8 protein-coding genes are annotated in these 13352 nt (G+C 52.9%); 2 read left to right on the top strand and 6 right to left on the bottom strand.

The features are described 5' to 3' along the window. The first annotated feature begins 191 nt into the window (after nucleotides 1-191). On the top strand, nucleotides 192-2546 hold the full coding sequence (locus KIS77_12715; protein ID MCW5923200.1) for a TonB-dependent receptor: 2355 nt from the start codon (nucleotides 192-194) through the stop codon (nucleotides 2544-2546). A gap of 179 nt (nucleotides 2547-2725) precedes the next feature. Here KIS77_12715 and bglX read toward each other — a convergent pair whose 3' ends face one another. The 4 genes from bglX to KIS77_12735 all read right to left on the bottom strand — a co-directional run bounded on the left by bglX (nucleotide 2726) and on the right by KIS77_12735 (nucleotide 8636). Continuing rightward, complete coding sequence (gene bglX, locus KIS77_12720) at nucleotides 2726-4996, bottom strand: beta-glucosidase BglX (protein ID MCW5923201.1); 2271 nt, start codon at nucleotides 4994-4996, stop codon at nucleotides 2726-2728. Nucleotides 4997-5104: 108 nt separating this feature from the next. Beyond that, complete coding sequence (locus KIS77_12725; protein ID MCW5923202.1) at nucleotides 5105-5728, bottom strand: hypothetical protein; 624 nt, start codon at nucleotides 5726-5728, stop codon at nucleotides 5105-5107. 111 nt (nucleotides 5729-5839) lie between these two features. Then, nucleotides 5840-7714 carry a M1 family metallopeptidase gene (locus KIS77_12730; protein ID MCW5923203.1) on the bottom strand — a complete coding sequence of 625 codons (1875 nt, stop codon included), beginning with the start codon at nucleotides 7712-7714 and terminating at the stop codon, nucleotides 5840-5842. A 52-nt stretch (nucleotides 7715-7766) separates the two neighbouring features. After that, nucleotides 7767-8636: a hypothetical protein gene (locus KIS77_12735; protein ID MCW5923204.1), complete on the bottom strand. Its 870-nt coding sequence runs from the start codon at nucleotides 8634-8636 to the stop codon at nucleotides 7767-7769. A gap of 292 nt (nucleotides 8637-8928) precedes the next feature. On the opposite strand from KIS77_12735, the gene KIS77_12740 reads away from it, so the two are divergent. Next, nucleotides 8929-10380: a BamA/TamA family outer membrane protein gene (locus tag KIS77_12740; GenBank protein MCW5923205.1), complete on the top strand. Its 1452-nt coding sequence runs from the start codon at nucleotides 8929-8931 to the stop codon at nucleotides 10378-10380. Nucleotides 10381-10386: 6 nt separating this feature from the next. Here the strand turns inward: KIS77_12740 and KIS77_12745 are convergent, their stop codons facing one another. Together KIS77_12745 and KIS77_12750 are read right to left on the bottom strand one after the other, a co-directional pair. Continuing rightward, nucleotides 10387-10803 (bottom strand): OsmC family protein, encoded by a 417-nt coding sequence (locus tag KIS77_12745; protein ID MCW5923206.1) that lies wholly within the window; start codon nucleotides 10801-10803, stop codon nucleotides 10387-10389. A 233-nt stretch (nucleotides 10804-11036) separates the two neighbouring features. Further along, a complete protein-coding gene (locus KIS77_12750) occupies nucleotides 11037-13307 on the bottom strand; it encodes an aconitate hydratase (GenBank protein MCW5923207.1) in 2271 nt (756 codons plus the stop codon). Between the last annotated feature and the right edge of the window lie 45 nt (nucleotides 13308-13352).

Genomic DNA, 13352 nt, shown 5'->3' on the forward strand with positions numbered 1-13352 from the left:
ACACACAAGGTGTGACGACACCCTGATGCGGGCAGGTTTAAAAAAAATTTTCATCGCACATCAGGGTAAAGTTTCCGGCTGTGTGTCTCAGGGCAAATTTTCCAAATCATTTTACGGGTGAGACGGAAATTGAAGGAGGGAGGTGCCTGCCTCTCTCCGATTTTTTGAAAACAACAACGAACAATTAAGCTATGCACAAAAACATTTTTTTCTCCGCCTTTCTCTTGTTCTTGACAGCTGCAGCCAACGCACAAACGTACACCCAAACCCTCAAAGGCACGGTGCTCGACAAGGCTGTGAAGACTCCCCTGATTGGGGCTACGGTCGCTTTGCTCAGCACTGACCCCCAACGCGGTGCCGTGACCGATTTGGATGGGCGATTCCGCATGACAGATGTGCCGGTGGGCAAGCAGACTTTGCGAGTGACCTACCTCGGCTACAAAGAATTTGTGACTGCCAACGTGACCGTAAACTCTGGCAAAGAAACCGAACTCGTCATTGAAATGGAAGAAGATTTCATGCAATCGAAAGAGGTGGTCATCACGGCGGGCATTGAGAAGCAAAAACCGCTCAACGAACTCTCGACGGTAAGTGCCCGCACCTTCTCGGTAGAGGAGACGCAGCGATTCGCCGCCGCCGTGAACGACCCAGCCCGTATGGCCTCGTCGTTCGCGGGGGTGGCGATGCCTGCCGATGGCAACAACTATATCTCGATTCGCGGCAACTCGCCCAACGGTCTGCTCTGGCGCATGGAGGGTGTGGACATCCCCAACCCCAACCACTTTTCCTCGGTGGGCACGTCAGGCGGCGGCATTTCTATTTTGAGCGCCCAATTGCTGACCAACTCCGACTTTATGACTGGGGCGTTCGCCGCGGAATACGGTAATGCGCTCTCGGGCGTATTTGATTTGAAACTTCGCAAGGGCAATTCCGAACGCCGCGAATTCACGTTGCAAGCGGGCGTGTTGGGTCTTGATGCCGCTACCGAAGGGCCGTTCCGTGTGGGCAAGCAAACAGGCTCATATCTCATCAATTATCGCTATTCCACGCTTTCCGTCCTGTCGAAAATGGGGGTCAATATCGGCGACGCTGTCACCAATTTTCAGGATTTGTCTTTCAACGTGTGGCTGCCAGCGGGGAAAGCGGGCGTGTTCACCTTGTTCGGGATGGGAGGCTTGAGCGACCAAACTCAACGGGGCAAGGCCGATTCTTTGCTTTGGGAAGAGGATGATTTCAAGCGATACGATTATGATTTTGTGGCGAATACGGGCGTGGCGGGTCTTACGCACAGCCTGATTTTGAACGATAAGACATATTTGAAAACAGTCGTGACTGCTTCTGGCACACGAAATGGCGAGCGCACCGATAAACTGCTCGACGACTACTCGATGCGCCGTCAGTTCGACAATGAACATATTCAGACAAAAATTACCGCGTCGTCCACGCTCAGCCATAAATTCAATGCTCGGCATTTTCTGCGGGCGGGTGGCTATGTCAATTTCCTAAACTTCAATTTCAGCCAACACGAATTTATTGAGGAAAACAATCGCTTGGAAGAGCAGATAAAGGATTCGGGCAGTGGCACTACCCTCAACACCTTTGCGCAATGGCAATTCCGCGCCACCGAGCGCCTCACGCTGAACGCGGGGCTGCACGGGCTGTTTTTTCTCCTGAACAACACCGCCTCGGTGGAACCGCGCGCGTCAGTGAAATACGCATTTTCGGATGCGCAGTCGCTTAGTCTCGGCTATGGGCTGCACTCGCAAATTCAACCTTTGGGGGTTTATTTTGCCAAAATAACAGGGGACGATGGTTCATTCACCACCCCCAACCGTGACCTTGGCCTGACGAAAGCGCACCATTTTGTGCTGTCGTTCGACCAGTCGCTATCTGGCAATTGGCATATAAAACCCGAAATCTACTATCAATCGCTGACCAACGTGCCGGTAAATGGGGCAGTACCCGATGCCTTTTCGATGCTCAACCTGACACAAGGGTTCGTCAACGAAAGCTTGGTGAACGATGGGCTGGGGCGCAACTACGGCCTCGAATTGACGGTGGAAAAATTCCTGACGCGAGGTTTTTACTTCTTGCTGGCTTCTTCTTTGTTCCAATCGGAATATCGAGGCAGCGACGGGGTGTGGCACAACACGCGTTTCAACTCTAACTATGTGAACACGCTCACGGCAGGCAAGGAATGGGAATGGAAAAAGAACCGCACTTTCGGCGTGAACCTTAAATTGACGACCCTTGGAGGCCTGCGCGAAACACCGATTGACTTGGCCGCATCCCGTGAAAAAGGCGAGACGGTGCGCGACGATAGCCGCGCTTTTGAAGAACGAATGCCCGCTTATTTCCGACTGGACACGGGGGTGCGGCTCAAGCGCAACTATCGTGCACTCACCACCACCTTGAGTCTCGACCTGCAAAACACGACCAATCGGCAAAACGTGTTCGGGCGCTACTACAATGAAAAGAAAGGCACCATCGAATACTATTATCAGACTCCGTTGATTCCTGTATTGAGTTACAAGCTGGAGTTTTGATTAAAAACATGAGCTGCTTGTCGTCGTGGAAGCATGATAGGCAGCTCTTGTTTTTAGCAGTAGATGCTGCATCAAGTTTTTGACCCGACAGAAACAAAAATACACGCCGGGGACTTGTCACCAGGCGTGTATTTTCCGAAGTCCTGACCATCGGATAGCGCGGAGATAATTTCGCCAAATTAGCGCACTAGCTCGAACTCGGCCTCTTTCACATCGCGCGAGCTGCCCCCTACGAACACCTTGAACTTGCCGGGGTCGGCCTTGAATTTTAATTCGTGATTCCAGTAACCCAAGTCTTGTTCCGTGAGTCGGAAAGTAACCGTTTTGCTTTCGTAGGTGTCGAGTTTTATTTTTTCAAAACCTTTCAATTCTTTCACTGGCCGAGCAATGTCGGCAACAGGGTCGTGGATGTATAGCTGAACCACCTCCTCCCCGGCGTGTTGTCCCGTGTTGCTCACGGTGACGGAGACTTCAAGGGTCTCGCCAGTTCTTAATTTGGTTTTGTTGAGTTTTATGTCCGAATAAGAGAACGTGGTGTAGCTCAGTCCAAAACCAAACGGGTAGGCGGGTGAGGTGGGCGAATCAAGATAGCCGCTTGTCCACATTTGCCCTTGTTGCTGCTGCGGTCGGCCCGTGTTGAGGGTGTTGTAATAGATGGGCACTTGCCCGACGGAGCGCGGGAAAGTGACAGGCAATTTGCCGGAAGGATTCACCGCCCCGGTGATGATGTCTGCCAAGGCGTTGCCCGTTTCAAAGCCGGGCTGCCAGCACACGAGAATGGCCGGGATATTTTCCGAGGCCCATTGGAAGGTCATTGGGCGGCTGTTGAACAGCGCCATCACGGTGGGCATATTGCCGCGAGCGGCTATTTTCATGATGATTTCTTGGTTGTATTTCAGATTGAGGTCGGTCACGGAGCGACTTTCTCCACAATCAATACCCGTCTCGCCCACACAAACAATGGTCAGGTCTGCTGCCGCTGTTGCTTTCAAAGCCGCCGAAAAGTCTCTTTCGGTGCAGTCAGCATTGAAACAAATTTCGGTAATAGTGACCTCAAAGCCTGCTTCTTCCAAAGAGGACTTCAATGCCATGCCGGGCGTGACTACTTTGGTGGTATCGTATTGGCTGACATCTCCGAGACCGAGCGTCCAGAAGCTCATATAGTTCTTGTTGGCGCGACTATCGGCCAATGGGCCAATGATGGCGATTTTTTTGAATGGCCCATCGGGGCGGAGGGGTAGCAGACCGCCTTCGTTTTTAAGCAGCACCATGCTCTTGGCCGCCAATTCGCGTGCAGCAAGCCGATATTCGGGCTTTTCAAGCGTAGCAGCGCGACGTTTAGGGTCGAGGTAGCGGAATGGGTCGTCGAAGAGGCCCAACGAGAATTTCAGGCGCAACACGCGACGCACGGCCTCGTCTATTTGGGCTTGCGTGACTCGCCCGCTCTCCAATGCTTTTTTCAAGCCTTTTTGGAAGGTGCCGCCAGCCATGTCCATGTCGCTGCCTGCCGAAAGGCATTTGGCGGAAGCGTCGGCCTCATCGGCAGCAGCACCGTGGATGATGGTCTCGCCGAACGAATTCCAATCGCTCACCACCATTCCTTTCCAGCCCCACTCGCCGCGCAGAATATCGGTGAGCAAGTGTTTGTCCATGCTGGCAGGTACGCCGTTGAGCACGTTAAACGCATTCATAAAAGTGGCACAGCCTGCGTCGGCGGCGGCTTTGAATGGGGGCAACACGATTTCGCGGAGGCGTTGTTCGCTCATATCCACCGTGTTGTAGTCGCGTCCTGCCTCGGCGAATCCGTATCCGGCAAAGTGTTTGACGCAAGCGGCAAGGGTGTTGTTTTTGCTCAAATCGTCGCCTTGAAAACCCCTCACGCGAGCCACAGCCACGCGACTTGCGAGATAGGTATCTTCTCCCGAGCCTTCCATGACGCGGCCCCAGCGCGGGTCGCGCGATACATCCACCATAGGCGAAAACGTCCAGTTTTGCCCATCGGCGCTGGCTTCTTCGGCAGCGATTCGCTCGGCGCGTTCGATGGCACCCATATCCCAACTTGCTGCTTGTGCCAATGGGATGGGAAAGATGGTTTTGTAGCCATGTATCACGTCGAAACCGAAAATGAGCGGTATGCCGAGGCGGGTGCCGACCGCGGCGCGTTGCATGGCGATTTTGTTGTCAAAATTGGTGTGGCTCAATATGCTGCCAACCTTGCCAGCCTTGATTTGGGTTAGCAAATCGTCTTTAGCGACATCGGTGCCAGTACTGATGTCGCCGGGAACTTGGTGAAGTTGCCCGATTTTTTCGTCAAGAGTCATTTTGGCAAGTAGTGCCTCGACTCGGGCATCAATGTCCTTTACGGAGGTCTTTTGCGAAAACAGCGGGGAAGAAATTCCTATCGCGACAAGGGCGATGACAGGCAAAAGATATGGCTGAAATTTTATCATGGATAATTGTTTTGCGGGCAAATGTAAGAAACCAATCTGCTAACAATAGGCACGCCTTGCCCGCGGAGGGTGGGCAAGGCGTGTTGACATGGCTAAAAATCAATGTGATTATCGCTTAAAAACGGCTGCATCCACCCCGCGACGCTCCAATTGGTCAACGGTCTGGATGGCGCGATTCTTATCGTTGGTGCGCAAAACCACTACGGCTGCCCAGCCATTGCTGGTCTTTTTGATTTCGGCATTGGTGTAGCCCATGCGAATAACTTGCTCGAGGCGTTCGCGCGCGCCATCCATATACTGGAATGTGCCGGCACGCACCTCCCATTGACCCGAACCCACGCCCGGCACGCTTGTGCCACCGCCTTTTGTGGTGGTTTTTGGGATGGTGGTGGTGGTAGAGGGTGTCGTGGTGGAGGGCGAGGTCGTGGACTGGGGCGTGGTTGGCTTGGTGGCGGCCCCGGTGGAAGCAGGGGGTGGGGTGCCGCTGTTTGAAGAGGGGGGGGGGCTAGTGGCTGTGGTTTGCCGAGTGGAGTCATAGTCCGAGTAGGAGCTGCCACTAGCCGTCGTGTCACCTTCGGGGTAGAGTTTTTTGAGCGTTTCCTGCCATTCGGCTTCTTCCTTGGCTTTTCGCTCTTTGTCTTTCTGCATTTGGCACATCTTGTAGCCAGCAGAAAGGATGAGCGTGGCGAGCAGCGCATAGAGCAGATAGGTGAGCAATGTATTCGATTTCATATTGTGCAGTCGTTCATTTGAAAGGTTAAGAAATCTGGTTTGCGTCGGCGAAAGGTAGCGTTTGTTGGGATGTTAAAACGTTGGTTTAGTGGTGGAAAGTCCAATTAGCCCTCAATTTTTCCATGAATTGTCTTTTTGGTTCGTGTCAGGTATGATTTTGTCGCCCAATCGAACAGCCTTGAGGGTTTTCCCGGCGGGGCAGGTGACGCGAAAAGTCGTGCCTCCATCTTTCCAAACGCTGGCAGTGTTGCGGATGGTTTGTTGCGAGTCATCGGTGTATTCTACTTCGAGATGCACGGGTACGGGGAGGTTCCCTTTGCGTTCTACGACGATGGTTTGGGTATTGAGGGGCTCGTTTTTCAAGACCTCTTTAATTGCCAAATCGGGGTAGCCCCATTCAAAGAACCATGGCCGCCAGAACCAATCCAAATTTTGACCTGATACGTCGTTCCAAGTGTTGAAGAAATCAAAGGGTATGGGGTGTTTGCTTTTCCAGCGATTCATGTACTCGACCATGCACTTGTGAAAGGTCTCATAACCCAGTATATCATACAACGTTAGGTAGGCATTTTGCGGGCGTTGATACGAAGCCACGCGATAGGCGGAGCTGAGATTGCGTGATTTGACCATGGGCGGCACATCATTGTCCGTGCCTGCGATGAAGGAATAGCCGCGCACGTTTCCGATGGTGTGGTTGCTGAGCGAGTCCGAAAGCATATAGTCAAAAAAGGAGGCCCAGCCTTCATCCATCCAAGCGTAATCTTGCTCATTGATGCCCATCATAAAAGGAAAATAAGTGTGGCTTACTTCATGTATGGTCAGCGTCATGGGGGAGCGGGGAGCGGTGCTGGCATCGTTGCACATCATCGGGTATTCCATGCCATCGTCCCCATTGAACACCGTCATTACTGGATAGGGGAAAGGGTAGCCCGGCAGCCAAGTGCTCATCAGGCGAATGCCGTCGGCGGCAATGCGTGCCACTTCGGGATAGTCGGTGGACGCGGTGTTGTATGCTGCGCTGACGAATGTCCGGCGGCCTGTGCGGTCGTCAACAACAACGGAAGTCGCGTCCCAATTGTAATGGTCGCTGGCTGCAAATGCGAAATCGGGCACATCCGTCGCTTTGAAACGAAAAGCGACAAGAGGGCCGGTTTTTCGGTAGATGCCTCCTGCTTGCAATTCTTTTTCCGAAAAAATAGAAATCACATCAGGGGCTGTATGTGCTTTTTGCCAGCGCTCCAGGTATTTTTTTTCCAAAATGTCAGCGGCATTTTGCCATTCGCCTGTTGCCCACACTTGGAAACCCACAGGCATGGAAATCGTCACATCGTAATCTGCAAAGTCGTGATAAAACTCATATTGCCCGGTATATGGTGCGTCGGCCCAGCCGCGCACATCGTCGTACACGGCGATTTGCGGATACCAGTAGGGCACAAAGAAGGTGGTGCTGTCGCACACACATTCGCGGGCAGAACCCTTTTCAGCGGGCAGCGTGTATGACCATTTGACGCTCATGGTAGCCCTGCTGTTGGGGGGCAAGGGTTTTTCCTTCAAATCAATGTCGAGAAATGTGGCGTAACGGCGCTGTTGGGAGGTTTCTACGTTTTGTCCATTGTAAGTCAGTGACTCAATGCGTACGCCCTCATCGGTCACATCGGAGGCGGCCACATCGAATGCTCGCTGGGCTCCTTTGCGATAGCGGTCGTGTTGCAGCTTGAACCGGATGAGCTTGAGCGTGTCTGGGCTGTTGTTGAAGTAGGTGACGGTTTCCTCTCCGCTGAGTCGGTGGGTTTTAGGTTCCAGCGAGGCATTGATGACATAGCTGGCGTGATTCTGCCAATAGTTGGGGCCGGGTTTGCCATCCCTGTTTCGGGTGCCCTTTTCATAGGCTGTTTGCAGGTTGCGCGGGAGGAATAGGGAGGTTTGTGCCAAAGAAGCGCTTAGAAAAGAAGCGACGAGGGAAAAAGAAAAAAGATAACGTAGCATTCAAATTCACGATTAAGTTCGCCGCAAACGTAAGCAAATACGACAAAATTTGTCATACTCGCTCCTCTCCCCCCAATTGGCGAGCCTGACCCACCCAATCGTCCTGATAAATTTTGCCGGGGCTGATGCCTAGTTTTTTTGCTGCGCCGATGATGGCGTCGTCGTCCCACTGGCTGATTTGAGTATAGGTGAAGATGCCTAACCCATGCAGCTGCTGTTCGGTGGCAAAAGAGATGCCCTTGATGCTTTTCAAGTCGTCGGGATTGTCGGGGCCGGGTGTAGAGCGGGCTGGTCCGCCTTTGTTGGAGCGATTTCTTTTGCCGGGTTGAGCGGCTTGCAGTTGTTCGATGTCGGCGCGAGCGGCTTCGAGTTGTTGGCGGAGTTGGTTGCGCTCGGCTTCCAAAGCGGAGGCGGCTTGTTCGAAGGCGAAGAGTTTTTGCTGCATTGCTTGGAAATCGCGGTAGAGCGTTTTCCAAGCCGCGAGTTCTTGTTGCAAGCGCCCCAAGTCTGTGGAGAGTTGTGTGTTGCGAACGCGGAGTGCGTTTGCCTGCATCTCTATGGTGCGGAATCTTTCGGCAAAACGGGCGGCGTTGGATTCGGCTTGCTCCACGCGGGCGGCGCTGAGCTGTTCGGCGTGGGCATGGGCGATGCGTTCCTGTTCCAACACGGCCAGACGGTCGCGCAAATTGTCCAATTCGAGTGTTGCGCGTTTAAAATCTGCCTCGCGGAGGTCGTGTTGGTGTTTGATGTGTGTGTAAAGCCGAGCCAACACGCTGCGGTCATGTTCGCTGCGGTCAAGTGCGCGGCGCACGTCTTTTTCGGGGAAGTTGGCACGCAGCGACCACCCGATGATGGCACCCGCAACGGTAAAAATGGCCCATACCAACCAATAAAAAACAGGATCTTCCAAGAACTCGCTCATGGTCGAGTGATTTTTCTTTTGACCAAAGGTGGCACGAAAGATGCGAAAACTGTGCCTTTTGCACATATCTTGCGCTCTTGTGCGTTATGCCGAACAAACTGTATGATGGTTTCGTTTGGTGCACAAGTTCTTCTTGAGCCAACCAAAGGACGGCAGATTTGCAACGCAAATTTCTAAACTTTTTGTCAATCAATATCTTAGAACTTCGCATAGAAATTTTTTACCGAAAAATCCAAGCAAGCGCCGTATATCCTACCTGCTCGTGCCGCTCGCTTCAACAACCGATTTGCGCATGAAACAGCACTACAGTCGTCACTCCGTTTTTTGGCTGACAATCAAATCGTTGCTGCTGTTTTTTTTCTCCTATCCCGAATCGTATGCGCAAGACGAACTTCAGACAATTGCTCCATTTATCTATATTGACTCCATCACAATGGAGGGCAACCGAAAAACCCGGCCCAGCCTTGTCTTGCGCGAACTGGAATTTGCCCCCGGCGACTCGCTTGCCACAGCTAATCTGGGAGCTACTTTGGAGCGCAACAGCCTGAGATTGATGAACCTGGGCATATTCAATGCTGCTAGCATCAACGTGACCCGATGGGCGGAGGGCAATCATGTGGTGCTGCATATCACGCTTACCGAATCTTGGTACATCTATCCTTCGCCGATATTTGAACTGGCTGACCGCAACTTCAACGTGTGGTGGAAGGAATTCAACCGTTCGCTCAGGCGCGTAAACTATGGCCTTGATTGGACGCAGCTTAATCTTACGGGCAATGCGGATATTCTAAAAGCGAAAGCGCAATTCGGTTATTCCAACAAATACGAACTCCAATACCGGCGCCCAGTGGTCAATCGTCGCAAAACGGTGGGCTTTGAGGCAGGCATCACTTACACAAGGTCGCACGAAGTTGCTTACGCAACGGAAGGGAACAAGCTCCTCTTCCATGTCAATCCCGATATTTGGCAGATTGTCCAGCTTTCCACGGGAGGCAGCGTGCTGTGGCGGCCCGGCTTGTTCACCTCTCACCGATTCACGGCAGAATATCGGGATATTACTGCTGCCGATTCGATTGCGCGTTTTTTCAATCCCAATTTTTTTCTGAACGGAGCCGCGCGCCAACGCTTCGCAAGCGTGATTTACAACGTGCGTTTCGATTATCGCGACATTCATCCTTATCCGCTCGACGGCTGGCTTTTTGTGGGCGAGCTGCGCTACAACGGCTTATTGCCCAATGACGATTTCCGAATGTTCCGCGCTTCTTTTGAATATGCCCAATACTTTCCTTTTTGGGAAAAACGGCTTAGCCTTGAGACAGTCGTTCGCGCACGGACAAGCTTGCCGCGTTGTCGCCCGCCCTATTTTCACAATCAGGCGCTGGGCTATGGAGGCAACTTCGTTCGTGGCTATGAGTACTATGTGTCGGATGGCTTGGATTTCGGTGTGCTAAAAACAGCATTCCGTGTCCAGTTGCTCAACAAATCTTTCAACCTTGGCAAGTTTGTGCCCCTAGATGCCTTTCGCAACCTTCCCTTGAAGATGTATCTGTCTTTCAACAATGACGTGGGCTATGCCAACGACCCATGGTATGCCGCCACCAACCCGTTGTCCAATCGTGTGCTGTGGGGTTATGGGATGGGCATAGACATTATTGCCTACTACAACAAGTCTGTTCGGTTTGAGTGGAGCTGGAACGATTTGGGGGAGAACGGCTTTTTCCTGCGCATCAATACGGGCTTCTGACAGCGCCTATTTTTCCATCACCAATTCCCATGTTATTGGACAATGCGCGCGCAACATTGCCGTCACGCCACAGTATTTTTCTTGTGAAAGTTCGATGGCCTGACGCACTTTGTCTTCTCGGACGTCTTTGCCCGAAATTCGGAAAGTCAGATGGATGGACTTATAGACCTTGGGGTGCTCCTCCGTCTGCTCTGCCTGCGCTTCCACCACAAGGCTGTCAAATGAGATGCGCATTTTGGGCAAGAGCGATGCCACATCCATGCCAGTGCAACCTGTGAGCGCGGTCAGGAGCAGCGCCTTAGGGCCGGGGCCAGAGTCGTCGCCTGTTGGCGATTTGGAATCAATACGAATGACGTGGTTGTTGACTTCGCTATCAAAAGCGAGTTTGCCAACCCAAGTGGTGGTGACGTGGTGGATGCTCATGCAAAGTGTTTTTGCAAACAACAGCAAGTTCGGTGAAGTGTTGGGAGAGGGGAAGACTTAGCCTGTAAATGTCTGCCATATTTACATTGGCGGGTTGTGGAATTTGCCTCTGTGCTCATCGTTTCATACAATGTCAAACAAAAAACTGGCTGCCCACGCATCATACGCGAACAGCCAGTAACGCCAACCTTCTGGTTGGCGAGCGCCATGGAGAAACCAACTGAAAGTTGGCGTTACTTCATTCCAAACCCCTTCCTTATTTTATTCAGTGCGCTCCCTGCTTTTACCCATTCGATTTGTTGCTCGTTGTAGGTGTGCAGCACGTCGAAGGTGTCAGAAGTGCCATCGGCGTGGTCGAGGCGGATTTGCAGGGGCTTGCCGGGCGCGAATTTTTCGAAGCCCAGAATGCTCACCTTGTCGTCCTGACGCACCTTGTCGTAATCTGCTGGGTTGGCGAAGGTGAGCGCCAGCATGCCCTGTTTTTTCAGGTTGGTCTGGTGGATTCGGGCGAAGGATTTGACCACAACGGCCTTCACGCCGAGGTAGCGAGGTTCCATGGCGGCATGTTCGCGGCTGGAGCCTTCGCCGAGGTTTTCCTCGCCGAAAATGATGGTGCCGATGCCTTTTTTCTGATACAGGCGTGCCGAAGCTGGCACCTCCATGTATTCGCCTTTTTCCACGTTCAGCACTTTGTTGCGCTCGTCGTTGAAGGCGTTGGTAGCGCCGATGTAGCAGTTGTTCGAGATGTTTTCAAGGTGGCCGCGATATTTGAGCCACGGGCCAGCCATGGAAATGTGGTCGGTGGTGCACTTGCCTTTAGCCTTGATGAGGACGCGCATATTTTGCAGTTCCTCGTTTTTGATTGGCTCGAATGGCTTGAGCAGTTGCAGCCGTTCCGATTTTTTGTCCACCGCGACTTTGATGGTGCCGCCTTTTTTTGCCGGAGCGATGTAGCCGGCATCCTCCACAGCGAATCCTGCTTTGGGCAGTTCGATTCCTCGCGGGGGGTCGAGTTTGACGGCTTCGCCTTTTTTATTGATTAGGGCGCTGCGTTTTGGGTTGAACGTCAAATCTCCCGCGATGGCGAAGGCTGTCACAATTTCGGGCGAAGCCACGAAGGCGTGAGTGTTCGGGTTGCCATCGTTCCGCGAGGTGAAGTTGCGGTTGAAGGAGGTCATAATCGAGTTGGGGCGGTTCTTGTCGTCAATGTGCCGTGCCCATTGGCCGATGCAGGGGCCGCAGGCGTTGGCGAGTACCACGCCACCGATTTGCTCGAATTCCTTCAAAAGCCCATCGCGTTCGGCGGTGTAGCGAATTTGCTCCGAACCCGGCGTGATGGTGAATTCTGCCCGCACCTCGATGCCTTTTTCTTTCGCCTGTCGCGCCACGGAGGCAGCGCGGGTCAAGTCTTCGTAGGAAGAGTTGGTGCAAGAGCCGATGAGACCGACTTCGAGTTTCGCCGGGTATTTGTTTTTCTTCACAGCTGCCGCAAATTTCGAGAGCGGCCAAGCCAAATCAGGGGTGAAGGGGCCGTTGATGTGCGGCTCCAGTTTTGACAGGTCTATTTCGATGACTTGGTCAAAATACTTTTCCGGGGTTTCGTAGCACTCCGCGTCGCCAGTAAGATAAGGGGCGATTTTGTTGCACAGGGAAGCGACTTTGGCGCGCCCCGTTGCTTTCAAGTAGCGAGCCATGCTCTTGTCGTAGCCGAAAGTGGAGGTCGTTGCGCCGATTTCAGCGCCCATGTTGCAGATGGTGCCTTTGCCAGTGGCGCTCATGCTTTGCGCGCCGGGACCGAAATACTCCACGATGGCCCCCGTGCCGCCTTTCACGGTCAGGATGCCGGCGACCTTCAGAATGACATCTTTTGGCGAAGCCCAGCCACGTAGTTTGCCTGTCAGCTTCACGCCAATCAATTTGGGCATTTGAAGTTCCCACGCCATGCCGCTCATCGCGTCCACCGCATCGGCACCGCCCACGCCGATAGCGACCATACCGAGTCCGCCAGCGTTGACCGTGTGAGAGTCGGTGCCAATCATCAAGCCTCCGGGGAAAGCGTAGTTTTCCAGCACAATTTGGTGAATGATGCCTGCGCCGGGTTTCCAGAAGCCGATGCCGTATTTTTGGCTCACCGTGCTGAGAAAATCGAACACCTCTTTGTTCTTGTTCAACGCGACTTCCATGTCTTTTGCCGCGCCTACTTCGGCTGTGATGAGGTGGTCGCAATGGACAGTGCTGGGCACTGCCACCTTCTTTCGGCCACAGGTCATAAATTGTAGCAAAGCCATTTGCGCGGTGGCATCTTGCATGGCCACTCGGTCCACTTGGAAGAACACATAGTCCGCTCCCCGTTTGTAATCGGCGAGGGGGCTATCCGGGTGGAGGTGGGAAAAGAGGATTTTTTCGGAGAGGGTGAGTGGGCGTTTGAGTTTTGCTTTGGCTGCGTCCACGCGAGCCGGGTAGTTTTTGTAAAACTCCCGAATCATTTTCAAGTCGAATATCATCTTACGGATGTTGGATTTTTAAGACCCAGTGCCTTGGCTGTCAGT

This window comes from Saprospiraceae bacterium, assembly GCA_026129545.1.
GTDB lineage: Bacteria > Bacteroidota > Bacteroidia > Chitinophagales > Saprospiraceae > M3007.